Source organism: Allobosea sp. NPDC055353, assembly GCF_053644975.1.
Genome location: NZ_JBSHMC010000004.1, coordinates 123141 through 148817, shown reverse-complemented (window position 1 = coordinate 148817; position 25677 = coordinate 123141). Strand labels below are relative to the sequence as shown.

At 66.6% G+C, this 25677-nt stretch carries 24 protein-coding genes; 4 read left to right on the top strand and 20 right to left on the bottom strand.

Annotated elements, in window-relative coordinates; translation table 11 throughout:
• Positions 1 to 5: 5 nt before the first annotated feature.
• The 8 genes from ACWIEX_RS23775 to ACWIEX_RS23740 all read right to left on the bottom strand — a co-directional run bounded on the left by ACWIEX_RS23775 (position 6) and on the right by ACWIEX_RS23740 (position 8108).
• On the bottom strand, positions 6 to 392 hold the full coding sequence (locus tag ACWIEX_RS23775; RefSeq protein WP_454035391.1) for a RidA family protein: 387 nt from the start codon (positions 390 to 392) through the stop codon (positions 6 to 8).
• Positions 393 to 475: 83 nt separating this feature from the next.
• On the bottom strand, positions 476 to 1501 hold the full coding sequence (locus ACWIEX_RS23770) for an SIS domain-containing protein (RefSeq protein ID WP_454035390.1): 1026 nt from the start codon (positions 1499 to 1501) through the stop codon (positions 476 to 478).
• Positions 1494 to 2441 (bottom strand): carbohydrate kinase family protein, encoded by a 948-nt coding sequence (locus ACWIEX_RS23765; RefSeq protein WP_454035389.1) that lies wholly within the window; start codon positions 2439 to 2441, stop codon positions 1494 to 1496. Before ACWIEX_RS23765 ends, ACWIEX_RS23770 begins: the two co-directional genes overlap by 8 nt.
• A complete protein-coding gene (locus ACWIEX_RS23760) occupies positions 2438 to 3514 on the bottom strand; it encodes an ABC transporter ATP-binding protein (protein WP_454035388.1) in 1077 nt (358 codons plus the stop codon). Before ACWIEX_RS23760 ends, ACWIEX_RS23765 begins: the two co-directional genes overlap by 4 nt.
• The gene (argH, locus tag ACWIEX_RS23755; protein WP_454035387.1) at positions 3514 to 5028 is read right to left on the bottom strand and encodes an argininosuccinate lyase; all 1515 of its coding nucleotides are present in this window, start codon (positions 5026 to 5028) and stop codon (positions 3514 to 3516) included. The genes ACWIEX_RS23760 and argH overlap by 1 nt, the downstream gene beginning before the upstream one ends.
• Positions 5029 to 5033: 5 nt before the next feature.
• Entirely contained in the window at positions 5034 to 5876 is an 843-nt protein-coding gene (locus tag ACWIEX_RS23750; protein ID WP_454035386.1) for a carbohydrate ABC transporter permease, read from the bottom strand.
• The gene (locus ACWIEX_RS23745; protein ID WP_454035385.1) at positions 5876 to 6817 is read right to left on the bottom strand and encodes a carbohydrate ABC transporter permease; all 942 of its coding nucleotides are present in this window, start codon (positions 6815 to 6817) and stop codon (positions 5876 to 5878) included. Before ACWIEX_RS23745 ends, ACWIEX_RS23750 begins: the two co-directional genes overlap by 1 nt.
• Before the next feature lie 31 nt (positions 6818 to 6848).
• On the bottom strand, positions 6849 to 8108 hold the full coding sequence (locus ACWIEX_RS23740; protein ID WP_454035384.1) for an extracellular solute-binding protein: 1260 nt from the start codon (positions 8106 to 8108) through the stop codon (positions 6849 to 6851).
• A 165-nt stretch (positions 8109 to 8273) separates the two neighbouring features.
• On the opposite strand from ACWIEX_RS23740, the gene ACWIEX_RS23735 reads away from it, so the two are divergent.
• Positions 8274 to 9509 (top strand): ROK family protein, encoded by a 1236-nt coding sequence (locus ACWIEX_RS23735; RefSeq protein WP_454035383.1) that lies wholly within the window; start codon positions 8274 to 8276, stop codon positions 9507 to 9509.
• Positions 9510 to 9526: 17 nt separating this feature from the next.
• On the opposite strand, the gene ACWIEX_RS23730 is transcribed toward ACWIEX_RS23735, so the two are convergent.
• The 10 genes from ACWIEX_RS23730 to ACWIEX_RS23685 all read right to left on the bottom strand — a co-directional run bounded on the left by ACWIEX_RS23730 (position 9527) and on the right by ACWIEX_RS23685 (position 19070).
• On the bottom strand, positions 9527 to 10684 hold the full coding sequence (locus tag ACWIEX_RS23730) for an acyl-CoA dehydrogenase family protein (RefSeq protein ID WP_454035382.1): 1158 nt from the start codon (positions 10682 to 10684) through the stop codon (positions 9527 to 9529).
• 133 nt (positions 10685 to 10817) lie between these two features.
• Positions 10818 to 11159 carry a Rid family hydrolase gene (locus ACWIEX_RS23725; RefSeq protein WP_454035381.1) on the bottom strand — a complete coding sequence of 114 codons (342 nt, stop codon included), beginning with the start codon at positions 11157 to 11159 and terminating at the stop codon, positions 10818 to 10820.
• A 23-nt stretch (positions 11160 to 11182) separates the two neighbouring features.
• Positions 11183 to 12310 (bottom strand): NAD(P)/FAD-dependent oxidoreductase, encoded by a 1128-nt coding sequence (locus tag ACWIEX_RS23720; protein ID WP_454035380.1) that lies wholly within the window; start codon positions 12308 to 12310, stop codon positions 11183 to 11185.
• On the bottom strand, positions 12307 to 13761 hold the full coding sequence (locus ACWIEX_RS23715) for an FAD-dependent oxidoreductase (protein WP_454035379.1): 1455 nt from the start codon (positions 13759 to 13761) through the stop codon (positions 12307 to 12309). The genes ACWIEX_RS23720 and ACWIEX_RS23715 overlap by 4 nt, the downstream gene beginning before the upstream one ends.
• On the bottom strand, positions 13758 to 14066 hold the full coding sequence (locus ACWIEX_RS23710) for a (2Fe-2S)-binding protein (protein ID WP_454035378.1): 309 nt from the start codon (positions 14064 to 14066) through the stop codon (positions 13758 to 13760). The genes ACWIEX_RS23715 and ACWIEX_RS23710 overlap by 4 nt, the downstream gene beginning before the upstream one ends.
• Positions 14047 to 15165 carry an NAD(P)/FAD-dependent oxidoreductase gene (locus ACWIEX_RS23705; RefSeq protein WP_454035627.1) on the bottom strand — a complete coding sequence of 373 codons (1119 nt, stop codon included), beginning with the start codon at positions 15163 to 15165 and terminating at the stop codon, positions 14047 to 14049. The genes ACWIEX_RS23710 and ACWIEX_RS23705 overlap by 20 nt, the downstream gene beginning before the upstream one ends.
• Positions 15166 to 15178: 13 nt before the next feature.
• Positions 15179 to 15979: an ABC transporter permease gene (locus tag ACWIEX_RS23700; protein WP_061966239.1), complete on the bottom strand. Its 801-nt coding sequence runs from the start codon at positions 15977 to 15979 to the stop codon at positions 15179 to 15181.
• The gene (locus ACWIEX_RS23695) at positions 15976 to 16842 is read right to left on the bottom strand and encodes an ABC transporter permease (protein ID WP_454035377.1); all 867 of its coding nucleotides are present in this window, start codon (positions 16840 to 16842) and stop codon (positions 15976 to 15978) included. Before ACWIEX_RS23695 ends, ACWIEX_RS23700 begins: the two co-directional genes overlap by 4 nt.
• Positions 16839 to 17882 (bottom strand): ABC transporter ATP-binding protein, encoded by a 1044-nt coding sequence (locus ACWIEX_RS23690; protein ID WP_454035376.1) that lies wholly within the window; start codon positions 17880 to 17882, stop codon positions 16839 to 16841. The genes ACWIEX_RS23695 and ACWIEX_RS23690 overlap by 4 nt, the downstream gene beginning before the upstream one ends.
• A 153-nt stretch (positions 17883 to 18035) precedes the next feature.
• Positions 18036 to 19070, bottom strand: a complete 1035-nt coding sequence (locus tag ACWIEX_RS23685; RefSeq protein WP_454035375.1) for an ABC transporter substrate-binding protein — start codon at positions 19068 to 19070, stop codon at positions 18036 to 18038.
• Positions 19071 to 19189: 119 nt separating this feature from the next.
• Here ACWIEX_RS23685 and ACWIEX_RS23680 point away from each other — a divergent pair, with 119 nt between their 5' ends.
• Positions 19190 to 20095, top strand: a complete 906-nt coding sequence (locus tag ACWIEX_RS23680; protein WP_454035374.1) for a LysR substrate-binding domain-containing protein — start codon at positions 19190 to 19192, stop codon at positions 20093 to 20095.
• Positions 20096 to 20325: 230 nt separating this feature from the next.
• On the opposite strand, the gene ACWIEX_RS23675 is transcribed toward ACWIEX_RS23680, so the two are convergent.
• Both ACWIEX_RS23675 and ACWIEX_RS23670 read right to left on the bottom strand, forming a co-directional pair.
• Positions 20326 to 21471 (bottom strand): glycosyltransferase, encoded by a 1146-nt coding sequence (locus tag ACWIEX_RS23675; RefSeq protein ID WP_454035373.1) that lies wholly within the window; start codon positions 21469 to 21471, stop codon positions 20326 to 20328.
• Positions 21468 to 22070: a MarR family transcriptional regulator gene (locus tag ACWIEX_RS23670; RefSeq protein ID WP_454035372.1), complete on the bottom strand. Its 603-nt coding sequence runs from the start codon at positions 22068 to 22070 to the stop codon at positions 21468 to 21470. The genes ACWIEX_RS23675 and ACWIEX_RS23670 overlap by 4 nt, the downstream gene beginning before the upstream one ends.
• A gap of 327 nt (positions 22071 to 22397) precedes the next feature.
• On the opposite strand from ACWIEX_RS23670, the gene ACWIEX_RS23665 reads away from it, so the two are divergent.
• The gene (locus ACWIEX_RS23665) at positions 22398 to 24152 is read left to right on the top strand and encodes a type I secretion system permease/ATPase (protein ID WP_454035371.1); all 1755 of its coding nucleotides are present in this window, start codon (positions 22398 to 22400) and stop codon (positions 24150 to 24152) included.
• The gene (locus ACWIEX_RS23660) at positions 24149 to 25504 is read left to right on the top strand and encodes an HlyD family type I secretion periplasmic adaptor subunit (RefSeq protein WP_454035370.1); all 1356 of its coding nucleotides are present in this window, start codon (positions 24149 to 24151) and stop codon (positions 25502 to 25504) included. The genes ACWIEX_RS23665 and ACWIEX_RS23660 overlap by 4 nt, the downstream gene beginning before the upstream one ends.
• The last annotated feature ends 173 nt before the right edge of the window (positions 25505 to 25677 follow it).

The following is a 25677-nucleotide window of genomic DNA, read 5'->3' as shown; positions in this document are numbered from 1 at the left end:
CCGGCTCAGTAGACGGCCGTCGCCTCGACCTCGACCAGGAATTCGGGGCGGCTGAAGCCGGAAACGATCACCAGGGTCGAGGCCGGCTTCACCGGGCAGTCCGCCAAGGCCTCGTCGCGCGCCTTCATATAGGCCGGCATATGCTTGCGGTCGGTGACGAAGGCGTTGAGGCGCACGATATTTGCCATCGAGAGCCCGCCCTCGCGCAGGATCGCGGCGATGCTCTCGAAGCAGATGCGGGCCTGCGCGCCGGCATCCTCCGGGACGCTGCCGTCGCTGTTGATGCCGAGCTGGCCGGAGGTCAGCAGGACGCCCTGCGCGTCGGCCTTCATGCCATGGGAATACTGCCCGAACGGCGGGGCGAGCGAAGCGGGCGTGAGCGGCTGTTTCATGGGCTGCTATCCAAGGCGTGAGGCCGCATCAGCTCTAGAGCAAGCCGCGTTTCGACGGAACCTTGTCTGACGCCGGCCGGGTCTCAAAGCGTCTGCGTGACCTTGCGCAGGTGAGGCGGACGATCGGGATCGAGCCCGCGCGCCTTGGCCAGCGCGGCAATACCGCCATAGAAGGCACGCGCTTGCAGGAGTGGCATCAGCACGGCAGGCGTCTCCACCGGCACGGGCAGGGCGATTCCCGGTGCCGTCTCGATACCGGCATAGGCGATCTCCGCACCGAGCCCTGCGAAGCTGCGAGCGACCGAAAGCGTGCTGTCGCTGCCTTCATCGGCGGGATCAAGCACCAAAGCCGGAAAGCCCGGCCCGACCAGCGCCATTGGCCCGTGCAGAACCTCGGCCGCGCTGAAGGCTTCGGCGTGGATGCGGCAGGTTTCCTTGAATTTCAGCGCCATTTCCTGGGCGATGCCGAGGCTGAGCCCGCGGCCGATGACATAAAGGCTGGTCGCATTCCTCAAGCGATCGAAGAAGGGCGACCAATCGCAGAGGCCAGCCTGCCGGAGCAGTTCGGGTGACCTGACCAGCGCGTCCGACAGGCTGCGTTCGCAGCTCCAGGCCGCAGCGAGATGCAGGAGGGCGATGCCGGTGGCGAGGAAGCTCTTGGTCGCGGCGACGCTGGTCTCGCGGCCGGCGCCGAGGGGCAAGGCGACGTCCACCAGTCCGGCGAGCGGCGATTCCATGTCGTTGATCAGCCCGACCGTCAGCGCGCCGCCGCGCCTGGCGGTCTCGGTCAACTGGAGCGTGTCCGGGCTGCGGCCGGATTGCGAGGCGGCGATGAAGACTGCGCCGGAGAGATCGAGTTCTTCGCGATAGACCGAGGCGAGGCTGGGGCCGAGCGAGGCGACGGGCAGGCCCAGCGTCCGCTCCAGCAGGTATTTGCCATAGGTCATGGCATGGTCGGAGGAGCCGCGCGCGCAGGTCGCGACGAAGGCGGGCCTGCGCCGGCGCAAGCGTTCGCCGAGCTCAACCATCGCGTCGGCATTGGCCGAGATCTGGCGGGCGGCGACGTCGGCCGCTTCCGCCGCCTCGCGGGTGAGAAGGGCTTCAGGCATCGATCCGGTCATGGCAGCGCAGCAGGTTTCGGCTTATCGCGTCGACATCGGCAGGGTTCAGCCGCGTTCCGGCTCCACCGATGGCGCGGACGGACAGGGTGCCGCAGGCGATGCCCTCCGCCAGCGCCTGTTCGGGCGGGCGTCCGCCGAGCCAGGCGGCAAGGAAGCCCGCATTGAAGGCGTCGCCCGCTCCCGTCGTGTCGAGGACCAGCCCGCCTTCGGGCGCCGGCAAGGCGAAGACGGTGTCACGCTGAAAGAGGCGGGCGCCGTTGGCACCGTCCTTGACGATCACGACCGGGAAATGGCGGGCGAGGCGGCTTCCGGCCTGATCGAGATCCTCGCAATCTGCGATCGCGCGTGCTTCCGCGGCATTGGGCAGGAAGATGTCGGCGCCCGCGGCGCGCTCGATCAGGTCTGGCCGGCGGATCCAGTCATCGTCCCAGCTTGGATCGAGCGAGACGGTGAGGCCAGCGCGTTTCGCCCTGTCGATCAGGTCGGGGATTTCGGCGAGCGTCGCGAATTCGGCGATGTGGAGATGTCTGGCGGCCGGGTCGGCAAGCGCCGCGTCCAGTGTGGCCGGGCGGGCGCTGCCGGCGCGCCGGGACAGGAAGGCGCGCTCGCCGTCCTGAACCATGACGACGGTCGGCTGCGGACCGGCCTCGGAGCTGCGCTCAAGCCAGTGGAGATCGACGCCACTTTCGGCGAGTGCCGGTGCAAGCGTGCCGGAGAGCGGGTCTGTACCGATGCGGGCGAGCAACCCTGCATGCGTCCCGAGCGCGGCGAGATGGGCAGCCGTGATGAAGCCGCCGCCGCCCGGCACGATCGCGACCGTCTCGGCGAAACGTTCCTCGCCGAGGCGCGGCAGCGCTTTGAGTCCGCGAAAGACGACATCGCAGTAGAGCCGGCCGATGCTGAGGACGAGGTCGCGCCCAGTGCTCATAGGGCGCGCTCGGTCGCCGCGTCGAACAGGCGCAGAGAATCGATGCCGGCGCCGAGCCGGACGTCGTGGCCGACGACCGGCGGCGCCTTGGCCGAGGCCGAGGCGAGGATCAGGTCATCGCCATGCTCGACATGGACGAAGGTCTCGGAGCCGAGCGGCTCGACCACCGCGACCTTGCCGGTGAGCACGAGATCGGCGCTGTCGCCGGGGGCAAGCACGCGCAATTCCTGCGGGCGGACGCCGACCAGCACCGCGGCGGCGAGCGGAGCCGGGCGGGACGGCAGCGCGACGGCATTGCCTACGATTTCCAGCTTCTGCTTGCCATCGGCAGTGGTCGTCCTGGCCGGAAGGATGTTCATCGTCGGCGAGCCGATGAAGCGGGCGGTGAAGACGTCGGCCGGCTTCTCGTAGAGCTCCATCGGCGCGCCGACCTGGAGGATGCGGCCGTCGCGCATCACCACGATCCGGTCGGCCAGCGTCATCGCCTCGACCTGGTCGTGGGTGACGAAGACGATGGTGCGGCCGAGCCGCTGGTGCAGGCGCTTGATCTCCAGGCGCATCTGGGCGCGCAATTGCGCATCGAGATTGGAGAGCGGCTCGTCGAACAGGAAGGCTGAGGGGTCGCGCACCATGGCGCGGCCGATGGCGACGCGCTGACGCTGGCCGCCCGACAGCGCCGAGGGCTTGCGCTCCAGCAGCGGTTCGAGGCCGAGGATGCGGGCGGTCTCCTCGATCCGGCGGCGCTTCTCGGCCTTGTCGAGCTTCGCCGTATAGAGGCCGAAGCCGATATTCTCAGCGACGCTCATATGCGGGTAGATCGCGTAATTCTGGAACACCATGGCGATGTTCCGTTCCTTCGGCTCCAGCCGGTTCACGGGCCTGTCGCCGATCGTGATGATGCCATCGTCGATCTCTTCGAGACCGGCGATCATGCGCAGCGTCGTCGACTTGCCGCAGCCGGAGGGGCCGACGAAGACGACGAACTCGCCGTCCTCGATCGCAAGGTCGATGCCGTGGACGACCTGCGTCTTGCCGTAGCGCTTGACCAGCCCTTGAAGCTCGATACCGGCCATCAGGCTGCTCCCATCAGATCCGCGAAGGCGGCGTCGAGTTCATGGCGCGCGGAAGCCTCGCGGGCGGCGGTCGCGGTCGCGGCGAGACCGGCCGCCACCAGGACGCCGCGATAGCCGGCGAAGGCGGCGCCGAGTGCCTGCGGCCCCGGCCCGCCGAAGCGCTCGCGCACCGCGACGAAATGTTCGGGTGAGACGGCCTCGGCGAAGGCGGCTTCGTTCAATTGCGGCTCGCGGCCCGCATGTTCACGGAAAGCCTTGCGGAAGGGCGCATAGCCGTCGCGCGGCAGGTCGCCATCGGCCGCGACCACGGCCCGGGCGACATCGGCCGCGATCTCATGAGCGGTGCGGAAGGAGAGGCCTTCCGACCGCACCAGCGTATCGGCAAGCTCGGTGATGGTGATGCAGGAGCGACGAATGTTCTCGGCAACGCGGCGCCCGTCGACCTGGAGCGCCGGCAGCAGCGCGGCGAGCAGGCTCAGCACGCGCTCAGCCGTCGCGAAGGCCTGATAGCCAGCTTCGTTGGTTTCGCCCTCGGCGTCGTTCATGTCGGTGAAAGGCGTGTTGTGGACGATGTCCCTGACCATCCGGGCGCGCGCCACGGTCTGCGACGCCAGATGGCGCAGATGCTCGATCGGCACCGGATTGCGCTTCTGCGGCATGATCGAGGAGATCTGCACGAAGGCGTTGGGCACATAGAGCTGGCCGACTTCGAAGGCGGTCCAGACCTGCAGGTCCTGGATCAGGCGGCCAAGATGCAGGAAGACGAGTTCGACCGCGCTATAGGTCGCGGTCAGGTAGTCGATCGCGGCGATGCAGCCATAGGAGTTCTGCAGCGGGGCCGCAAAGCCGAGCAGATGCGCGACGCGGGCGCGATCCAATGGGAAGCCGGAGGTCGTGATCGCGGCAGCGCCCATCGGCGAGAGATCGAGCAGCGCACGCGCCTGCACCAGCCGCTCATGATCGCGCAGCATCACCTCGATGGCAGCCGAAAGGTAGTGGCCGAAGGTGGTCGGCTGGGCCGGCTGGCCATGGGTATAGGCGACGATCAGCGTCGCCTTCTCGCGCTCGGCGAGATCGAGGGTCGCGGTGATCAGCGCGCGCAGCAGGCCGGCCATATGGTCGAGCCGCGGCTTGAGCGCGAGCTTGAACAGGGTGTGGTCGATATCGTTGCGCGAGCGGCCGGTATGGAGGCGCCCGGCATCGTCGGCCGGCAGGCGCTTCTTCAGCTCGGTCTCGATCAGGAAGAAATAGTCCTCGACCGTGCCGTCATAGCTCAGCGTGGCCGGGTCGATCTCGGCATCGATGGCGTCGAGCGCGCGAGCGATGCGGCCGGCTGTAGCGCGCGGCAGGATACCCGTCTCGGCCAGCATGACGAGATGGGCGCGGTCGATGGCACGGAAGCTCTGGACATGATGCGTCTTCGCGCCGTCGAAGAGCGGGCGCAGCACCGTCTCCTTGTAGACCGGATCGGGAAAGACGGAGGTATCGCTCGCGCGAGGATCGGTTTTCGTCATGGCAATCAGCCCTTGAGACCGGCGAGGACCACGCCGCGCACGATATAGCGCTGGAGCAGCAGGAAGACGGTCAGCGTCGGCAGGGTGGCGAGCGCGGCGCCCGTCATGATCAATTCCCACTGGACCTGCGATTCCACGGCGAAGCTCGTGAGGCCGACCGGCAAGGTGTAGAGTTCCTTCGATGTCGTCACGATCAACGGCCAGATGAAGGCCGTCCAGTTGCTGAGGAAGGTGAAGATCGCCAACGCCGAGAGCGCCGGTGTCACCAGCGGCATGGCGATGCGCCAGAAGATGGCGAACTCGTTGAGGCCGTCGATGCGGGCGGCTTCGAGGAAGTCGTTCGGCACGGTCTCGAAGAACTGCTTCATCAGGAAGGTGCCGAAGGCCGTCATCATGCCGGGGAACATGATGCCCCAGTAGCTGTCGAGCCAGCCGAAGTTCTTGGCCATGACGTACCAGGGGATGACCAGCATCTCGGTCGGGATCATCAGCGTCGAGAGGATGGCGATGAAGACGAGATAGCGGCCGCGGAACTGGAATTTCGCGAGGGTGTAGCCGACGAGGCTGTCGAAGAAGACGTTCGAGAGGGTCACCGCAACCGCGATGCCGAAGGAATTGGCGAACCAGCGCAGGAAGCGGCCGTCCGAGAGCACGGTCACGTAGTTGTCGAGCGTCGGATGGGCCGGGAAGAAGGCGAGATCGTAGATCTCGGAGGAATCCTTCAGCGAGGTCGCGAACATGAAGACGAGCGGCGTCACCATCAGCAGGCCGCCGCCGAAGAGCAAAAGCCAGGCGAGGATGCGGCCGGGTTCGATGCGCAGGGCCAGGGGGGAGGCGGCGGCGCTCATCAGCGATCCCTTAGCAGCCGGAGCTGCAGCAGCGAGACCACGAGCAGCACGAGGAAGAGAACGACGGTCTGCGCCGCGGCATAGCCCATGTCGAAGGAGGAGAAGGCCGTCTGGTAGATCATCAGCACGAGCGGCTTGGTGGCGTTCAAGGGCCCGCCGGGATCGCTGCTCGTCTGGCTGGTCATGTTGTAGACCTGATCGAAGATCCGCAGGAACCCGATCGAGGAGAAGACGACGAGAAAGACGATCGTCGGCTTGAGCAGCGGCAGGGTGATCCTCCGCAGGATCGTAAAGTTCGAGACTCCGTCGATGCGGGCGGCCTCGTAATAGGTCGTCGGGATCGCGCGCAGGCCGGCCATGAAGATCACGACCTGGAAGCCCAGTCCGGCCCAGATCGCCGGCGCCAGCACGGCCGGCAGCGATTGCGTGGTCGAGCGCAGGAAGGGCTGTTGGGCGATGCCGATGCCGGCGAGCAGGTTGTTGAACAGGCCGATCGGCACCGGCTGGTAGAACCAGCGCCAGACCCAGGCCATCGCCGCGGCCGTCGTCAGGAAGGGCAGGAAGTACAAAGCCCGGATGAAGCCGTGCAGGAAGCGCACGCGATCGAGATGATAGGCGATGGTGAAGGCGAGCAGCAGGCTGATCGGCGTACCCAGCAAGAGGTACAGCGCGGTGTTGCCGAAGACCTTCCAGAATACGGGGTCGGCGAGGAGGCGCTTGAAGTTGGCGAGCCCGACAAAGGAGGGCTCGGTCAGCAGGTTCCAGTTGGTGGTGGAGATCCAGAAGGCTTCCAGCGTCGGGTAGAAGCGCACCACCGCATAAAACAGGATCGGCACCGCCAGGAAGGACCAGGCCCAGAGGACCTGCTTCTGGCGCATGCCGAGGCCCGAGGAGAGACGGGTGCCGGACCGTGCATCGACACGAGACGAAGAAGCGTTCATCGCGACAATCCGATCCGGTGCCCGGTCCGCATCACTTCTTGTAGAAGCGGTCGAGGATGGCCTGCTCGGCCTTGGCGGCCTCGGCGAGCGCGGCCTTGGCGTCCTGGTTCTGCAAGAGCACGCGGTTGATCATGTCGAGCGCGACCTGGCGCTGGGCCAATTCGTCGACGAAGACCGTGGCGTGCGAGTAGTTGAGCGCCTTCAGGAACGGCCCGTAGACCGGGTGGTTCAGGTTCTTCTCGGTCTCGGCCGCCGCCTTGCGTGCCGGCAACTCGCCGACGGTCTCGAGCCAGAGCTGCATTGCCTCGGGCGTGGTGACGAAGGCGAGGAACTTCTTGGCCGCTTCGAGCTTCGGGCCGGTCGGCTTGGTGGTGATGGCGTTGACCCAGTAGCTGGCGAAATTCGCCTTCTTGCCGTCGGCCGAGGCCGGGAGTTCGGCAACGCCCCATTCGAAGGCCTTGATGCCGCCGAAGGCGCCGAGGCGGAAGGAGCCGTCGATGGTCATCGCGGCACGGCCGGCGCGGAAGGCCGCCTGACCCTCGTCCATGAAGCCGACCTGGCCGACCTTGTGGGTGCGCTGGAGATCGGCATACCAGTTCAGCGATTTTGCGCCGGCCTCGCTGTTATAGGTCACGGTCTTGTTGTCGTCGCTATAGGGCGCGCCGCCATTCTGGCGCAGCAGCGTCTCGCGCCACCAGTGATAATCCTGGCCGGGGAAATCGAGCGTGATGCCGGCGGAGAGCATGTTGCCGGCGCCGTCGCGCTTGGTCGTCTTCTTGGCGAAGTCGAGCAGCTCTTCGACGGTCTTGGGCGGCGTGTTCGGGTCGAGCCCGGCCTCCTGGAAGAGCTTCTTGTTATAGAACAGCGCAAGCGAGCGTACCGCTGTCGGCAGGGCGTAATACTCGCCGTCCCGCTTCATCGCCGAGACGATCGGGTAGAATTCCTTCTCGATCATCGCGGGCGGGAAGGCGTCGCGCGGCAGCGGCTGGATGAACTTGGCGCCGACGAAATTGTCGAGCCAGCCATAGAAAAGCTGCACGACGTCCGGACCCTGGCCGGCCGGCATCGCCGCGGCGATCTTGGTCTGGTAGTCGGCATAGGGGAAGGTCGTCTGCTTGACCTTGATGTTCGGATTGGCGGCCTCGAAGCGCTTGATCAACTCGGTCATCGCCTTGACGCGTGCGTCGAAGACATACTGCCAGTATTCGATCTCGACGGTCTGCGCTTTCGCGCCGGCGACCGCGCCGACCGAGACCATCAGACCCAACAGCATCCCGCGTAAGCCGCGCATGACCCTCTCCCCTGATTTCATCATCCTCCGTCCCTGCCGGAAAACGGCATTCGGGAGGCTCGTCGATATCGTCATCTCGCCGGCCCGAGACTGTCAATCAATTAATTCACTTGAGTTGGATTAATTACCGGAGCAGGCTGCCCGCCCGTTCCCTCGCGACCGCCTATGCCGAACCGTCCCGTTCCCCCCTCCCGCAGCGTCGCCGTCGGCACCAATCCCGAGCGGACGCGCAGCCATAACCGCCGGGTCGTGCTGGAAACCGTGCGTCAGCACGGGCAGCTCGGCCGTTCCGACATCGCTGTCTTGACCAGGCTCACGGCCCAGGCGGTATCGAACATCGTCGCCGAGCTGGTCGAGGAGGGCTTTCTGACCGAGCTCGGCCGGCGCCGGACGGCGCGCGGGCAGCCGCCGGTGGAATTCGCCGTCAATCCCGAAGGCGGAATGACGGCGGGGATGGAGATCGCGTCCGATCACGTCACCACCGTCCTCGTCGATCTCGCCGGGCGGATCAGGGCGCAGCGTATCGCGCCCCTCGCGGACACGACCGTTGTGGGCGTGCAGAAGACGGCGGCAGTGGAGCTGGCCACGGTGCGGCGCGAGGCTGGGTTGCCCGAGCGCCTGCTTGGCTGTGGCGTGGTGATGCCCGGCCCCTTCGAGATCGAGGGCATGAACTCGGTCGGCACCTCGCCCCTGCCGGGCTGGGCCGGGCAGGATGCGGCGCAGCTTCTGCAGGACGCCCTGAACACGCCGGTGGTGATCGAGAACGACGCCAATGCGGCGGCGGTCGGCGAGCACCTCCACGGGCTCGGCCGCAACCTGCGCCATTTCTGCCAGATCTATTTCGGTGCCGGCCTCGGGCTCGGCGTCATCGTCGGCGGGCAGCCCTATCGCGGTGCCTTCGGCAATGCCGGCGAGATCGGCCATATCCCGGTCGTGCGCTATGGGCGCGCCTGCGCCTGCGGCGGTTATGGCTGCCTCGAACGCTATGCCTCCGTCCATGCGCTGGCGGAGACTTTGCGGGAGGCCGGCATCTCGGGCGCCGGGCCGGAGGAGATCGCGCGCCTGCATGCGCAAGGGCATCCCGTCCTGTCCGGCTGGATCGTGGAGGCGGCCGGGCTGCTCGCGCCGGTCGTGACGATGCTGGAGAATCTGTTCGATCCGGAGACCGTGATCCTCGGCGGCGAAATGCCGGATACGGTGATCGATGCGCTGATCGTGGCGATGTCGCCCTTGGCCGTTTCGGTGGCGAACCGTTCGGGGCGGACGATCCCGCGCGTTCAGCGCGGCGCGACCGGGCGATTGACGGCAGCGCTCGGAGCCGCCGCTCTGCCTCTGCTCGACACGATGACGCCGAAGCTCGACCGCGTCAGCCTGGCGCCCGAAGCGCCAGCCTCGGCCTGAGGCCCTCAGGCCTTCGGTCAGTAGGAGCGCGGCATGCCCAGCACATGCTCGGCGAGATAGGACAGGATCAAGTTCGTCGAAATCGGCGCGACCTGATAGAGCCGTGTCTCCCGGAACTTGCGCTCGACATCGTATTCCTCGGCGAAGCCGAAGCCGCCATGTGTCTGCACGCAGGCATTGGCCGCCTCGAAGGAGGCATCCGCCGCCAGCATCTTCGCCATGTTCGCCTCGGCGCCGGGATTGGCGCCGGCCTCGTAGAGGCGGATCGCCTCGCGTACCATCAGTTCGGCCGCCCGCATGTTGGCGTAGGCCTTGGCGATCGGGAACTGGATGCCCTGGTTCTGGCCGATCGGCCGGCCGAAGACATGGCGTTCCTTGGCGTAGGTCGACGCCTTGTCGATGAACCATTTGGCGTCGCCGACGCATTCGGCCGCGATCAGGATGCGCTCGGCATTCATGCCGGAGAGGATGTAGCGGAAGCCCTTGCCCTCCTCGCCGACGAGGTTCTCGGCCGGGACCTTCACATTGTCGAAGAAGACCTCGGTCGTCGCGTGATTCATCATCGTGCGGATCGGCCGGATGGTGAGGCCGTCCTTCAGCGCCTCGCGCATGTCGAGGATGAAGACCGAGAGCCCGTCGGTGCGCTTGGCGACCTGGTCGCGCGGCGTGGTGCGGGCGAGCAGCAGCATCAGGTCGGACTGCGCGGCTCGGCTGGTCCAGATCTTCTGGCCGTTGACGATGTAGTGGTCGCCCTCGCGGCGGGCGGTGGTGCGCAGGGCGGTGGTGTCGGTGCCGCTGGTCGGCTCGGTGACGCCGAAGGCCTGGAGGCGCAGTTCGCCGGAGGCGATCTTGGGCAGGTAGCGCTGCTTCTGATCCTCTGTGCCGTGGCGCAGTACGGTGCCCATCACATACATCTGGGCGTGGCAGGCGGCGCCGTTGGAGCCCTGGCGCTGGATTTCCTCCATGATGACGGCCGCGGCCGAGAGCATGAGGCCGGCGCCGCCGTATTCCTCGGGGATCAGCGCCGAGAGGAAGCCGCTTTCCGTGAGCGCGGTCACAAACTCCGTCGGATAGGCCATCTCGCGGTCGAGCTTGCGCCAGTATTCGCCGGGAAAGCCCGCGCAGAGCTTCGCGACGGCATCGCGGATGTCGGAATGGTCGGAAGCGTGCTGCATGCTGGTCTCGAGGCTGTCGTCAGATGGAGACCGTATGCCAGCGTCGGGAGGTTGGGCACCCCTGTTTGCGCTTTCCGAAGATGGTCGGCAGGCGCAACACCGCGCCTGCCACCCTGTCTACCGTCGCCGCGGATCAGCGCGAGGCGGTGACCACGATCTCGATCAGCGGGCCGCCGAGATCGGCGACACCGACGGTCGCGCGAGTCGGCATGTCTTCGCCGAAGAAGCCGGTCCAGACCGCGTCCATCTCCTTCTTCAGCTTGAGATCGGTGACGAAGATCTGGGCGGCGACGATCGCCTTGCGATCGAGCCCGACCTCGCCGAGATAGCTCTCGATCTTGCCGAGGATGTTCTGGGTCTGCGGGCCCATGCCCTGCTTGGTGTCGTCGGCGACGACGCCGCCGACGAAAGCGAGGTTTCCGGTCTCGACGACGCGGTTCTGGATGGGCGTGCGGATGGAGCGCTTGATGGCCATGGGTCTTCTCCTTCGGTTGAAGCTCAGTGGGTGGCGGTGAAACGGGCGATGTCGAGGCCGTCGATCGGCACGTTCGATTGGCCGGTCGCGATGATCTCGGCCATCACCGCGCCGGCGCCGGGGCCAAGCTGGAAGCCATGGGCCGAGAAGCCGAACTGGTGGTAGACGCCGTCATGCCTGGCGCTCTTGCCGAAGACCGGCAGGTCGTCCGGCATGCGCGCCTCGATGCCGGCCCAGGCGCGCACGACCGGCGCGCCGCGCATGATCGGGAAGAGGTCCCAGACCGTGCCGGCGCTGATCGCGAGCTTGCGCCAGTCGAGCAGCGTGACGTTCTGGTCGCGCAAGGGGGTGCCGAGATGGCCGCCGCCGATCAGCACCGTGCCGTTGTCGAACTGCTTGAAGGAGAGTTTTCGCCCGCGCAGGATCACCACGGGCTTGATGAAGGCCGGCAATGGCGCGGTGATCATCAGCATCGGCGCGATGACTTCGAGCGGCACGGGCTCGCCGAGATCGCTGGCGATGCGGTCGGCCCAGGCGCCGGCAGCGTTGACGATGCGGGGCGCGAGGAAGTCGCCGGAATCGGTGACGACGCGCCAGTTCTCACCGTCCTGCTCGACCTTGGTGACACGCACGCCTTCGCGGATGGAGACGCCGAGGCTCTCGGCCTTGCGCTTGAAGGCCTGCGTCGCGCGCAAGGGGATCGCGGCACCGTCGCGGCGCGAGATCACGCCGCCCGGGCAGGTCTCGGAGACGGCCGGGACGATCGAACGCAATTCCTTCGCGTCGACCATCTCCTCATGATGGAAACCGCGAAGCGTCAGGTCGGCGACGCGGGCGCGGCAGCCTTCGAGATCGGCCTCGTCCTCGGCGACCAGAACCTGCCCATCGCTGGTGAAGCCGCAATCGTCGTCGACCAATTCGGCGATGTTGTGCCAGAGCGCCATCGAGGCGTTGGAGAGCGGGATCTCCGCGACATGGCGGGCGAGCTGACGCACGCCGCCGGCATTGACGCCGGAAGCGTGGCGGCCGGCATGGTCCTTCTCGATCAGGATGACCGTGAGCCCGCGCATCGCGCAATGCATCGCGGTCGAGCAGCCATGGATGCCGCCACCGATGACGATGACATCGGCATTGCGACGATCCTTTGTCATCGCACGACCGCCTTCACCGAGGCCTCGGTCTGCGGCAGGGCCGCGAGTTCGGCCAGCGTCACCGGCTTGATCGGCGGGCGCAGGCGGTAATAGCCGGTCTCGGCCGGGGTCGTGCCGCGCGTTTCGGCGATCAGTTCGACGACGGTCGGGCCGCAGAGGCGGCCCTGGCAGGGGCCCATGCCGCAGCGCAGGAAGGCCTTCATCTGATTGGGGCCGGTGACGCCGAGTCGTCCCGCGGCATCGCGGACCTGGCCGGCGGTGACCTCCTCGCAGCGGCAGACGATGGTCTCGTCCTTGGGCGGCGCCAGGAATTGCGGCGCCGGCTTGTAGAGCAGGTCGAGGAAGCGCCGGCCGCGCAGCTTCTTTTCCAGTTCGGCCCGGATCGGGGCGGCCTGCCGGTCGCGCTCGGCCTCGTTGAGCTTGCCGAGCCGCGATGCCGCGCCGAAAGCGGCGATCTCGCCGCGCAGGGCCGCGCTTTCTGCGCCGCCGATGCCGGCGCCGTCGCCGGCGATGGCGATGCCGGGCACGGTCGAGGCGAACCAGGCATCGACGCGCGGCACCCAGGCGTGCTGCTCGGTGTCGAAATCATGGGCGCAGCCGGCGGCGTTGGAGAAGTTGACGCTCGGGATCACGCCCTGATGCAGCAGGAGCGTATCGCAGGCGATGGTGCCGGTGCGGCCGCCTTGCTCGAACTGGACCGAGCCGAGCTTTCCGCTGCCGGTTGCTGTCAGGCTGGTGACGCCAGAGACGAAGCGCAGCTTGCGTCGCGCAGCTGCCATAAGCCTGAGGCCCTTGGCGAGATAGGGCGAGCGCAGGAAGTCCGGGATCGCGCCGAGCGCCTTCGACCAGTTGTCTTTCGGCGTCGTGTCGAGCACCGCGGCGATCTGGCAGCCGGCGGCCGCAAGCTGGCCCGCCAGCAGGTAGAGCAGGGGGCCGCAGCCGGCGATGACGGTGCGCCCCGACGGAATGGCGCCTGCGGATTTGAGCGCGATCTGGGCGGCGCCCGCCGTCATCACGCCGGGCAAGGTCCAGCCGGGAATCGGGAAGGGACGCTCCTGCGCGCCGGTCGCGAGAATGACCTGCCGCGCGCCGATGATGCGGGCCTTGCCGTCCAGCGAGAGGCCAAGCTCGAATGTGCCGGGCGCGGTTTCGTCCGGGCCGATCGACCAGACGGTGCAGCGCGGGGCGTAAACGGCATTCGAGCGCTCGAAGCGGGCGACGATGTCGGCGCCGCGCCAATAGTCCTCACCGAGGATGGCGCGGTTCTTGACCGGCGTCGTGGTCACCGCGCGGTAGATCTGGCCGCCCGGCGCCGGGTTCTCGTCGGCGAGCAGGACCGAGAGGCCGAGTTCGGCGGCGCGAACGGCGGCGGAGAGACCGGCCGGACCGGCGCCGACGACGAGGAGGTCATAGCTCTCGGCGAGCTGTTCGATGCTGGCGATCGGGGTCATTCCGCGGCCTCCGTGAGATGGCGGCGGCCATGCTGGGTCTCGATGCGCATGCCCTCGACGAGCGGGACGAGGCAGCCCTGCCGGTTGCCGATGCCGTCGATGACGACGAGGCAGTCGAAGCAGGCACCCATCAGGCAATAGGGCGCGCGCGGCGTATCCGAGACCGGGGTCTCGCGGCAGGCGGTGATGCCGTTGGTGAGCAAGGCGGCGGCGACGGTGTCGCCCGCGCGCGCCGTCATCGGCCGGCCGTCGAAGGTGAAGCTGAGCTCTCCGCTCGCGGCAAGGTCAGCTATGGGCCGGAACATGGAACCTCCGTGCGGTGAAGCTCGCGACGCTCTCGGGCAAGGTGCCGGCGAGAATCGCGGGAGCGAGCGTCAGAACATGGTTGGCGGCGAGCGTCACGCCGGAATGGCAGGTGACGACGAAGGCGCCGGGATGGCTTTCGGACTGGTCGTAGATCGGGAAGCCGTCGGGGCTCATGACGCGCAGCGCCGACCAGGTGCGGACGACGTTGAGGCCGGCGAGGCGCGGGAACATCTTCACGGCCCGCTCCGCCATGGTCGAGAGGATCGGCTGGCCAACGACGGTGTCGAAGCCGCGATCCTCCTGACTGTCGCCGATCATCACGCCGCCCTCGTCGGTCTGACGCACCGTGACCATCGGGTTGTGCAGGAAGGGTTCGGTCTTCTCGGTGACGATGATCTGGCCCTTGCTCGGCTTCACCGGCGCGTCGAGCCCGACCATCGGCGCCAGCCGCGCATTGCCGAGCCCGGCGCAGAGCACGACCTTCCCGGCGCGCATCTCGCCCCAGGGGCCGGTGATGGCGAAGCCGCCATCCTTCGGGACAATGCTCTCGACCGGGCTGTTCGGGCGGTAGTCGACGCCGCGCCGCACCGTCGCCTCGCGCAAGGCCCGGAAGAGCTTCAGCGAATTCACATGGCCGTCGAGCGGGGAATAGAGCGATCCGACCACATCCTTGCCGATGGCGGGCAGGCGCCGCTTCGTCTCGGCATGGTCGAGCACCTCATAAGGGAAATCGGTGAGTGGCCGGCTGTTATGGAGGCGGCGCATCGCGTCGATACGCTTGTCGAGCTCGGCCTGCGAGAGGCAGAGCATGAAGCCGCCGGGCTGGCTATGGGCGACGTCGATTCCGGTCTCGCCGGCAAGCGAGGCGGCCAACTCGTGCCAGCTATCGGCGGAGCGGCGCGACCAGAGCGCATAATCGGGCATGCCGAAACCCTTGGACTGCACCCAGACCAGCGCGAAATTGCCGCGCGAGGCCCGGAAGGCCGTGTCGCCTTCGTCGAGGATCGCGACCTTGGCGCCGCTACGGGCGAGGCCGAGTGCGATGGCGCCGCCGACCACGCCGCCGCCGATCACAGCGACATCGGGCTCTGTGGAAATAGTGGACACGGGTTCAGCCTTTTCCGGTTCCGACGAACAGCCGGTCGAGCCCGAAGAGCCTGTCCAGCGCCAGCAGCAGGATGGCGGTCAGGGCGATCAGGCAGGCGGAGACGGCTGCGATGAGCGGGTCGATATTGTCCTGGATGTAGAGGAACATCCGGACAGGGAGCGTGGTGGTGGCGGGCGAGGCGATGAAAACGGTCATCGTCACCTCGTCGAAGGAATTGATCGCGGCGAGCAGCCAGCCGGAGACGACGCCGGGCAGGATCAGCGGCAGCGTCACACGCCGGAAGACCACGGCCGGGCTCGCGCCGAGCGAGATCGCGGCATGCTCGATGCGCCGGTCGATGCCGTAGGAGGCGGCGAGAACGAGGCGCAGCGCAAAGGGAATGATCACGATGATATGGCTCAGCACCAGCCCGAGGAAAGTCCCGGAGAGGCCGATCTGCGTGAAGAAGCGCAGGAAGGCGATGCCCAGCACGACATGGGGGACCATCAATGGCGACATGAACAGGGCCGTCATCGCCTCGCGGCCGGGGAAGCGGTAGCGGGCAATGGCAAGCGCGGCCGGCACGGCAAGCCCGATCGCGACGGTGGAGGAAAGCGCGGCCAGCCAGAGCGAGTCGCGGAAGGCGCGCAGGAACTCGGGATAATCCAGGATCGCCCTGAACCAGCGCAGGCTCCAGACCCGGCCGGGCAGCGAGAGATAGCCCTCCGGCGTGAAGGCGACGAGGCAGACCACCACCAGCGGCGCCAGCATGAAGACGACGAAGAGCGTGTGGAACAGGATGGCGAAGGGACCGTTGCGGCTCATTCGAACACCTGTGAATAGCGGCGCTCGACCAATCGGTTGGTGCCGACGGTGAGGATGACCAGCGCGGCGAGCAGCAGCACGGCGACAGCGGCGCCGAGCGGCCAGTTCAGCGTGTTCAGGAACTCGTCATAGGCGAGCGTCGCCGCGACCTTGAGCCGCCTGCCGCCGATGATCGCCGGCGAAGCGAAGGCGCTCGCCGCCAGCGCGAAGACGATGATCGAGCCCGAGAGGATGCCTGGCACGATCTGCGGCAGGATCACGCGGCGCCAGATGGTGAGGCGGGAGGCGCCGAGCGAGAGGGCGGCGTTCTCGATCTGCGGATCGAGCCGTTGCAGCGAGGCCCAGACGGCGAGGATCATGAAGGGGATCAGGACATGGACGAGCGCGATCACCACGCCGGTCTCGGTGAACATGAATTCGAGCGGCTGGTCGATCAGCCCGAGTGCCATCAGCCCGCGGTTGACGAGGCCGGTCGAGCCGAGCAGCAGCGCCCAGCCGAGCGTGCGCGCCACGACCGAGACCAGAAGCGGCCCGAGGATCGCGAGCAGGCAGATGCCGCGCCAGGCCGGCGACATGCGGTTGAGGATATAGGCCTCGGGCACGCCGACCAGGATGGCGAAGAGCGTCACCAGCACGGCGATGCGCAAGGTGCGCAGGAAGACTTCGAGGAAATAGCTGTCGCTGAAGATCTCGCGGAAATTCTTCAGCGTGAACTCGGCGACGATGCCCTTGTACTGGCCCCAGTCGTGGAAGGCGAGCAGCACGGTCATGCCGAGCGGGATGATGACGAGGCCAAGGAAGACAGCGAGCGCGGGGCCGGTCAGCCAATAGGGCGTCGCGCGGGCGGAGGCGTCCGGGCTCATGTGCCTGCGCCCTCCGCCAGCAAAGCGGCATCGCCGGAGCCGAAGGTCAGCGTCACGCTCTCGCCTTCGCCGGGGACGGGCGCGCCGTCATTGTGCCGGATCAGGGTGACCGTGCCGGCGGCGCTCTCGGCGCTCAGCAGCCAATGCGCGCCCTGAAAGATGCGCGAGGTGATGCGGGCCGTAAAGCCCGGGGCGCCCTCGGCCGCGAAGCCGAGGCGCTCCGGGCGGACCGCGATGCGCAGGGAACCGGAGCGAGCATCAGGGAGCGGTACGGAGAGGCCCTCGATCGTGACATGGCCGCGGCCGTCGCCGGTCGCCTTCAGCACGTTGGTCTTGCCGAGGAAGTTCGCGACGAAGGCGCTGTCGGGTGCGCCATAGACGGCATCGGGCGCGCCGATCTGCTCGACGCGGCCGCGATTCATCACGACGATCCGGTCGGAGAGCGCCATCGCTTCGTGCTGGTCATGGGTGACGAGGATCGTGGTCGTGCCGATCGAGCGCTGGATCTGGCGCAGCTCCCCTTGCATCTCCTCGCGCAATTTGGCGTCGAGATTGGAGAGGGGTTCGTCGAGCAGGAGCAGCGAGGGCCTGATCACCAGCGCACGGGCCAGCGCGACGCGCTGCTGCTGTCCGCCCGACATGCGGCGGGGATAACGATCCTCGAAGCCCTTCAGCCCGACCAGCGCCATCGCCTCCAGCGTGCGCTTTTCGCGCTCCGCCTTCTCGATTCCGCGCATTTCCAAACCGAAGGCGATGTTCTGCGCCACGGTCATATGGGGAAAGAGCGCATAGCTCTGAAAGACGATGCCGAGGCCGCGTTTGTTGGGCGGGACCGCGCCGAGATCCTGGCCGTCGAGCAGGATGCGGCCGCGGTCGACCAGCACGAAGCCGGCGATCATCTGCAGCGTCGTGGTCTTGCCGCAGCCGGAGGGGCCGAGCAGCGAAATGAACTCGCCGCGCGCGACCGTGAGGCCGAGCCCCTCGACCGCGACCGCGCTGCCATAGGATTTGCCGAGGCCTTCGAGAACGAGATGGGACATGGGTTAATTTCTGGCCTCGTTTGAGGGCGCGGAAACTCCTCCGTCATCCGGGCTTGACCCGGGATCCATCGAAGGGCCTCGCGCTCTGCGATGGATCCCGGATCTTCGCTTCGCTACGTCCGGGATGACGGCGAGGTTCGAAAGCGGACTATGTTACCGTTCGACCTCGCGGTTCCAGCGCTTGGTCCATTCCTCGCGCTTGGCGTTGGCGACGTCCCAGTCGACCGCCTTGAGCGTCTTCACCTCCTCGCCATAGGGCAAGCCCTTGCGCTCGTCCGGCGTCAGCGTCACCGTCATGTTGGCGGGGCCGAAGCCAGCGCCCGTCGCCATGATCTTCTGGATCGCGGGCGAGAGCATGAACTGGATGAAGGCATTGGCCTCGGCCGCGTTCTTGGAGCCCTCGATCGGGCAGGCGGCGGAGCCCAGCGCGTAGCCGCCCTCCTTCGGGTAGACGAACGCGACCGGGAAGCCAGTATCGGCGAAGGCCTTGACCCGGCCCGAGCCCCAGACGCCGAGCACGGCCTGGCCGTTCTGGAACAGCTCGGTCATCTTCGCCGGCGAGGGCTCGTAGGCGACGATGTTCGAGTTGATGTCCTTCTTGAAGGCCTCGAAGCCCGGCTCGATGTTGTTCTCGCCGCCGCCAGCCATCTGCGCGAAGGCGATCAGGGCGTGCAGGCCGTAGGTGTTGTTGATCGGCGGCACGACGATCTTCTTGCCATAGGTCTTCGATTTCAGGTCGTTCCACGAGGTCGGGGCCGGCCATTTGTTCTCGTCGAACACCTTCTTGTCATAGAACAGGCCGGTGCCGACGAGGCCGAGGCCGACGCCCTTGTTCGATTTGAACTTCATCACCGGCGCGACGTCCTTGTAGACGGCGCCGTCGGTCAGCGTGCCGCAGAAGCCGAGCGCCACCGCCTGATAGGCCGGGCCGTCATCGACGATCGCGACGTCGATCTGCTGGTTGCCCTTCTGTGCCTGCAATTTGGCGAGCGTGTCGGTCGAATTGCCGGCGACGTATTCGATCTTGACGTTAGCCTGCTTCTCGAAGGCCGGGATGACCTCCTTGCGCATGGTCTGCTCGTAGGAGCCACCATAGCCGGCGACATAAAGCGTCTTCTGCTGGGCGAAGGCGGCGGAGCCGGCGAGCGCGGTTCCGGCGACAAGAGCGAATGTGATGGCGAGCTTCACGGTATCCCCTCCTCGTTTTCGAGTGATGCCGTCAGGTTCGGGGCTGATCTCGAACTGGTCAAATCGAATGTTTCGTGCAAGCCATGCCGAAATGTTATGCGCTGCGCGAGGGCTCCATTATGCTGAATCCGCGTCAGATCGAGGCTTTTCGCACGGTGATCGTGACCGGCGGTGTTACCGCCGCAGCGCAGGCGCTCAATGTGACGCAGCCAGCGGTGACGCGCCTGATCCAGGACCTGCAATATGCGCTCGGGCTGCCGCTCTTCGTGAAGCGCGGTGCGCGACTGGTGCCGACAAACGAGGCGCTGTCGCTCTACCGCGAGGTCGAGCGCCAGTTCGTCGGGCTGGAGCGCATCGAGAACGCCGCCCGCAACCTGCGCGACGGGCGGGCGGGTTCGTTGCGGGTCGCGGCGCTGCCGGCCTTCAATGTCGGCTTCCTGCCGCGGGTCGTCGGCGGCTATCTCAAGCAGAAGCCGGACCTGGAGATCGCGCTCTATGGCAGCATCTCCTCGCAGGTCGTGGACTGGGTCACCTCGGGCTTCTGCGAGCTGGGTTTCGCTCAGCTTCCGCTGGATTTCCCGGGGATCGACATCGAGATCCTGCCGGCGATGGCGCCCGTCGCCGTGCTGCCGACGGGGCACAGGCTCGCGGTCAAGGCCGAACTGACGCCGGAGGATTTCGTCGACGAGCCCTTCATCTCGCTCGAGCAGTCGACGCAGCTGCGCTATCGCATCGATGCCCTGTTCTCGGCCCATCGCGTCGCGCGCCAGACCCGTGTCGAGACGCCGCTGTCGATGATCGCCTGCGGGCTCGTCGCGGCGGGTGCGGGGCTCTCGGTGGTCGATCCCTTCACGGCGGCGGAGTATCGCGGCAGAGGCGTCGAGGTGCGTCCGCTCAAGCCGGCAGTGACCTACGACATCGCCATCATCTGGGGCGCCGGCCGCTTCCGCTCGGCCGTGGCGCTCGATTTCGCGGAAACGGTCCGGAAGGCGGCTCTTGATTTCGCCGGGACCGTTGAGGCGTGACGAGGTAGGCCAGGATCGGTGCCGGCATCTAAGCCAGCGGTTTTCAGCCGCGGTCTTTGTCATTCAGGGGCGCGCCGCAGGCGCGAACCCGGAACCCACGACGGGGTGGGACGCGGCGTGTTCGGTTGCCGTTAGCTCGCCCGGTCGTGGATTCCGGGTTCTTCGCTGCGCGAAGCCCCGGAATGACAAAGGGGCTGCCATCACGGACGATCCAGCAATCGCCGTCCTGCCTAAGCCCCGAACTGATGGATCCAGCCGGTCTGGCGGGCGATGCAGCGCTCTCGCTCGTAACCGGCGAGGACGGTTTCCCGCGCGGCGCGGCGCAATGGTCGCATCAGCGCCGGGCTCGACAGTGCTTCCTCGATCCGCTCCGCCAGCGCTTGGGCATCATGGAAGGGGGACAGCAGGCCGTTGACGCCGTCGCGGATCACTTCCCTGACCGGCTCGGTATCGGAACCGATAACGAGGCAGCCGCAGGCCATCGCTTCGAGCAGCGACCAGGACAGGACGAAGGGGACGGTGAGATAGACATGGACGGCCGAGACCTGGAACAGCCGGATCAGGTTCTCATAGGGCAGCCAGGAGATATGGATGATCCTGTCGCCCAGTCCGGTCTCGGCGCACATCGCCTCGCGCCAGCTGTTGCCGTCGGAGCGTGGACGGCCATAGCCCGAGCCGTCGCCGCCAACCACGACGAAAAGCGCGTCGGGATGACGGGCCGCGAGGGTCGCAGCCGCGCGCATGAATTCGGGATAGCCGCGATAGGGATCGAGATCGCGGGCGACGAAGGTCACGACCGGCATGGCGGGCGTCAGCACGCGGCCGTCGGGCAGGACGAAGGAGGCCTGCGAATCGGGCCGGCAGGTCTGCGTGTCGATGCCGTCATGGCAGACGGCGATGCCCTGGCGATAGGCGGCCGGATATTGCCGGCGCTGCCATTGCGTCGGGGCATAGGCGGCATCGAGCGTGTCGAGCGCGAGAAGCTGGGCTGCGTTGCGCATGCGCACGCGCTGGCGGTCGGCCGCGGGAACCGGCTCGCCGATACCGAAATCGAGGTCCGAGCCGGTGCTGCGGTAATAATATTCGCAATAGCCGATCAGCGCCGCATCAGGCAGCGTATCGCGGGCGAAGAGCATGCCGCCCCAGCCGATATGGCCGAGCACGACATCGGGCGGGTCGCTGCGGTTCAGGCGTTCCATCAGCCGCGCCACCGCCTCGCCCGTGCGCAGGTGATATTCGGTGGCTGCGAGCGCCGGATGCTGGGTCGCGGTCTCGTCGACGGAATAGACGAGCTGGCGCACGCCCGGCGCCTCCTGCGCCGGACGTTCGGTGATCAGCGTAATCTCGACGCCCTCGGCGACGAGGCTGCCGATCAAAGCAGCGAATTGACCAGATCCTGTGCGATGAACGAATAGGACATGCATGATGCGAGCAGCACTCCGCTGTAGCGGAGCGCATCGTTCCACCACTGTTCGAGTTGGCGCAGGGTCTCGTGGGTCGTGTTCAGGTCGGTCTCGCGGTTGCTTTCGAGCCGCTGGCCGACCTGGCTGGCCTCGTCGAGCAAGCGCAGCCGCTCGCACAGCATCTGCCCCTTCAGCGAGAGGGAGATGCGGGCCTGGCGGCGATCGCGCGGCGAGGCGCCGCGGTCGAGATAGCCGTTCTCGACCAGTTGCTTGAGATTATAGGAGGCGTTCGAGCCGCCATAATGGCCGCGATCCAAGAGATCGCGAACCGCGATCTCGCCTTGTCCGATCGTCATCAGGACCATCACTTGCGATGGCGAGATGTCGTCGACGCCGAGCTTGGACAGTTCGAGCCTGAGGTAGTCGAGAAAGCGCCGGCTGACACGTTCGATCACCCGTGCCAGGTCAAAAGGAGAAATTCGGCGATCAGGGACCTCTTCGAGGGCCCCGGAACCATTCGCTGGATGGTGGCCGTTCAAGGAACCGCCTGTGAATTGCTCGCCGCCGTGCAATTTGAAGTGCATCCCTTACCCCACCTGATCAAAAACTAAATAGACCATCCGTTTTGCCTCCACGCGTCTCAACAAGCCTAATAGCAAAGCACATGCCATCTAGGTGAGCCAATAAATAAGATTGTAATCACCTTCAGATGTGCCGAAACTGTTTCGAAATTCAAAATTTCTCACGTTTCAGCCTTATTTGCTTCGCTCTGAGTCGGTGAGCTACGCTTCTAATCTGTCATAATCTTGACACTCCCTCCATGTCTCGTTGCTCGGACCGATGACGGGTTTTTCCCGCAGCTTTCTCGGATCCACACACCCTCACTCTCGGAGCCATGCATGAAGGCGATGAAGCCTGCGCCGGACGCACTGATCCGGAATCTCCAGCGCTCGTTCGTCGGTGGCCTGAGCTACGCGGCTTTCCTCAGCCTCTGCGTGAACCTGCTGCTGCTGACCGTCCCGCTGTTCATGATGCAGGTCCAGGACCGGGTGACCGTGAGCCGCAGCTACGACACGCTGACCATGCTCCTGGTCATCGCCGTCGGGGCGCTGGCGCTCTACGGCACGATCGAGTTCATCCGCTCGCTGACCTTCCAGGCGATGGCGAGCATCTTCGCGCGCAAGCTCAATCTGCCGGCTTTGCAAGCGGCGGTGAGCTCCTCGCTCGAACAGGGCTCGGGGCAGGCGACGCAGGCGATTCGCGATCTCAACGACATCCGCTTCTTCATCGCGAGCTCGGCGATCGCCACGCCTCTGGAGGCCATCTGGTCGCCGGTCTTCCTCGCCGTGCTCTTCGCGCTGCATCCGGTCTACGGGCTCGTCGGTCTGGCGTCGCTGATCATTCTGCTATTGCTCGGCGTGCTCTCGGACATGCTGACCCGCCGCATTCTCAAGGAGGCCAACGAAGCCGGCGTCGCCAGCATCAACGAGGTCGGCGCCAGCCTGCGCCATGCCGAGACGATCGAGGCGATGGGCATGCTGCCGGCGCTCGCCCGGCGCTGGCGCGGCCAGCAGCTGGCGATGATCGAGCAACTCGACATGGGCACAAGGCGTGGCAAATTCATCGCGGCCGTGACGCGCTCCTCACGGATGACGATGCAGCTCGCGGTCTATGCGACCGGCGCCATCCTGATCATCCGCAACGAGGTCACCGCAGGCACGCTGATGGCGGCGAGCATCCTGCTCGGCCGCTTGCTGGCGCCGTTCGATTCGATGATCGTCGACTGGCGGCAATGGGTTCTCGCCGCCGCTGCCTGGAAGCGCGTGCGCGAGCTCGTGCTGAGCCGCAGCTCGCAGCGCCAGACCGTGCCGACGCCGCCCTGCCAGGGCGATCTCGTGATCGACCGCGTGATCTATGCGCCGCCCGGCCAGGAGCAGACGGTAATCAAGAGCGTCTCCTTTACCCTGGAGCCGGGCGAGGTTCTCGGCGTGGTCGGGCCTTCCGGCGCCGGCAAGTCGACGCTGGCGCGGCTGCTCGTCGGCGTGCTCCGGCCCAATGTCGGCGGCGTCTATCTCGACGGGCACAGCACCTATCTGTGGGAGCGTGGCTCGTTCGGCGCGATGGTCGGCTATCTCCCGCAATCGGTCTCGCTCCTGAACGGCACGATCGCCGAGAACATCGCCCGGATGCGCGACCCCGATCCGCATGCGATCCTGGAGGCGGCGCGCGTCGCCGGTGTGCACGAGCTCATCGGCCGCCTGCCGCTCGGCTACGACACCAATGTCGCCGACAGCGATTTCAATCTCTCCGGCGGCCAGCGCCAGCGCATCGGCCTGGCCCGGGCGCTCTACGGTTCGCCGCGCCTGATCGTGCTCGACGAGCCCAACGCCAATCTCGACGCGGAAGGCGAGCAGAGCCTGATCCGTGCCATCGCGGCGGCGCGCGAGAGCGGCGCCATCGTCGTGCTGATCGCGCATCGGCCCTCGGTGATGCAGGTCGTCGACAAGCTGCTCGTTCTGCGCGAGGGCCGCGTCCAGCAATTCGGCCCGCGCGGCGAGATTGCCGGCATGATCACGCCCAGTGGCCGGGTCGAGGTCGATCCTGCCGTCAAGGCTCCGGCCGCTCCCCCACAGGTTCGCGAGGTGAAGGCATGACCGGACGGTCCCTGATCAAGCGCCCCGAGCATTCGCTCACCCTCCAGATCGAGGCGGAGGTCCATGAGGAGCGCACGCCGAGCCTGCGCAATCTCGTGCTGGCCGGCGTCGCCGCGATCGGCGTCGGGTTCGGCGGTTTCGGCGCCTGGGCGGTGACGGCGCGGCTCGACAATGCCGCCGTCGCCACCGGCATCGTCGCGGTCGACAGCAAGCGCAAGACCGTCAGCCATCTCGAAGGCGGCATCCTCAAGACCCTGCTCAAGGCAGAGGGCGAGCGCGTCACGCGGGGCGAGCCGCTGCTGCGGCTGGAGGATGCGCGCCAACGCGCCGAATTGCAGCAATTGCAGGCCAAGCGCATCGGGCTGGAGGCCAAGCTCGCGCGCTTGCGGGCCGAACAGACCGGCGCAACCGAGATCGTCTTTCCCGAGGATCTCACCCAGATGGATTCGCCAATCGCGCGCGAGGTTCTGCGGGCCGAGCAGGGCCTGTTCAAATCCCGCGCCCAGGTCCAGGGCGGTAAGATCCATATCCAGCAGCGCGTCATCGAACAGCATCAGGCCGAGGCCGATGCGTTGAAGGCCCAGATCGACGCCACCACGCAGCAGCGCTCGCTGATCGACGAGGAGGTCAGGATCATGGCCGAGCTCTACGAGAAGCGTTACGCCAAGCGCAGCCAGCTCGTCGAGTTGCAGACCAAGCAGAGCGAGCTTTCCGGCAAGGCCGGCGAATACGCCGCCCGCAAGGCCAAGGCCGAGCAGGCGGTCGCCGGCGCCAATCTCGAAATCCTTTCGATCAGCCTCGAGCAGCAGAACGATATCGGCGGCGAGATCCAGGAATCCCAGCTGATGCTCTCCGAGGTGACGGAACGCATCATCCAGGCCGAGGACGTGCTGCGCCGGCTGGTGGTGACCTCGCCGCAGGAGGGCATCGTCGCCAATATCCGGATGCGCACCGCCGGCAGCGCGATCGCGGCAGGCGAGGCGATCCTCGACATCGTGCCGGAGAACGAACCGCTGATCGTCGAGGCTAAGGTCGATCCGCGCGATATCGATTCGGTGCGCATCGGGTCCACGACCCGCGTGCGCCTGACGGCGTTCAACTCGCGCCTGCTGCCGCCATTGGAGGCCAAGGTCAGCTATGTCGCGCCAGACCAGCTCGTCGACGAGAAGACGGGCATTCCCTATTTCGTCGTCAGGGCCGAGATCGATCCCGAGAGCCTGCGGGACCACAAGATCGCGCTGCATGCCGGCATGACCGCGGAGGTGATGATCGTCAACGGCGCGCGCCGGGCGATCGACTATCTGCTCTCCCCGGTCACCGACAGCTTCAACCGGGCCTTCCGCGAGGATTGAGAGGCGCCATCGATGTGGCGGTCAGTGATATCCGCTGGTTTCGCTTATATTTCGATTTTGAAAGTATATTCTCGTCGTTATAGGTAGAATATCGGTTGTAAAATAAAGACCAAATTATGTTGCGTCGCAAAATGATCATAATAAAACTCTTGCTGCGCCGCAGCTATTGAGCA

What these genes read in the sequence shown, in the direction of transcription:
- ACWIEX_RS23775 (WP_454035391.1), bottom strand. Translation starts at nt 392, where the DNA reads ATGAAACAGCCGCTCACGCCCGCTTCGCTCGCCCCGCCGTTCGGGCAG.
- ACWIEX_RS23770 (WP_454035390.1), bottom strand. Translation starts at nt 1,501, where the DNA reads ATGCCTGAAGCCCTTCTCACCCGCGAGGCGGCGGAAGCGGCCGACGTC.
- ACWIEX_RS23765 (WP_454035389.1), bottom strand. Translation starts at nt 2,441, where the DNA reads ATGAGCACTGGGCGCGACCTCGTCCTCAGCATCGGCCGGCTCTACTGC.
- ACWIEX_RS23760 (WP_454035388.1), bottom strand. Translation starts at nt 3,514, where the DNA reads ATGGCCGGTATCGAGCTTCAAGGGCTGGTCAAGCGCTACGGCAAGACG.
- argH (WP_454035387.1), bottom strand. Translation starts at nt 5,028, where the DNA reads ATGACGAAAACCGATCCTCGCGCGAGCGATACCTCCGTCTTTCCCGAT.
- ACWIEX_RS23750 (WP_454035386.1), bottom strand. Translation starts at nt 5,876, where the DNA reads ATGAGCGCCGCCGCCTCCCCCCTGGCCCTGCGCATCGAACCCGGCCGC.
- ACWIEX_RS23745 (WP_454035385.1), bottom strand. Translation starts at nt 6,817, where the DNA reads ATGAACGCTTCTTCGTCTCGTGTCGATGCACGGTCCGGCACCCGTCTC.
- ACWIEX_RS23740 (WP_454035384.1), bottom strand. Translation starts at nt 8,108, where the DNA reads ATGCGCGGCTTACGCGGGATGCTGTTGGGTCTGATGGTCTCGGTCGGC.
- ACWIEX_RS23735 (WP_454035383.1), top strand. Translation starts at nt 8,274, where the DNA reads ATGCCGAACCGTCCCGTTCCCCCCTCCCGCAGCGTCGCCGTCGGCACC.
- ACWIEX_RS23730 (WP_454035382.1), bottom strand. Translation starts at nt 10,684, where the DNA reads ATGCAGCACGCTTCCGACCATTCCGACATCCGCGATGCCGTCGCGAAG.
- ACWIEX_RS23725 (WP_454035381.1), bottom strand. Translation starts at nt 11,159, where the DNA reads ATGGCCATCAAGCGCTCCATCCGCACGCCCATCCAGAACCGCGTCGTC.
- ACWIEX_RS23720 (WP_454035380.1), bottom strand. Translation starts at nt 12,310, where the DNA reads ATGACAAAGGATCGTCGCAATGCCGATGTCATCGTCATCGGTGGCGGC.
- ACWIEX_RS23715 (WP_454035379.1), bottom strand. Translation starts at nt 13,761, where the DNA reads ATGACCCCGATCGCCAGCATCGAACAGCTCGCCGAGAGCTATGACCTC.
- ACWIEX_RS23710 (WP_454035378.1), bottom strand. Translation starts at nt 14,066, where the DNA reads ATGTTCCGGCCCATAGCTGACCTTGCCGCGAGCGGAGAGCTCAGCTTC.
- ACWIEX_RS23700 (WP_061966239.1), bottom strand. Translation starts at nt 15,979, where the DNA reads ATGAGCCGCAACGGTCCCTTCGCCATCCTGTTCCACACGCTCTTCGTC.
- ACWIEX_RS23695 (WP_454035377.1), bottom strand. Translation starts at nt 16,842, where the DNA reads ATGAGCCCGGACGCCTCCGCCCGCGCGACGCCCTATTGGCTGACCGGC.
- ACWIEX_RS23690 (WP_454035376.1), bottom strand. Translation starts at nt 17,882, where the DNA reads ATGTCCCATCTCGTTCTCGAAGGCCTCGGCAAATCCTATGGCAGCGCG.
- ACWIEX_RS23680 (WP_454035374.1), top strand. Translation starts at nt 19,190, where the DNA reads ATGCTGAATCCGCGTCAGATCGAGGCTTTTCGCACGGTGATCGTGACC.
- ACWIEX_RS23665 (WP_454035371.1), top strand. Translation starts at nt 22,398, where the DNA reads ATGAAGGCGATGAAGCCTGCGCCGGACGCACTGATCCGGAATCTCCAG.
- ACWIEX_RS23660 (WP_454035370.1), top strand. Translation starts at nt 24,149, where the DNA reads ATGACCGGACGGTCCCTGATCAAGCGCCCCGAGCATTCGCTCACCCTC.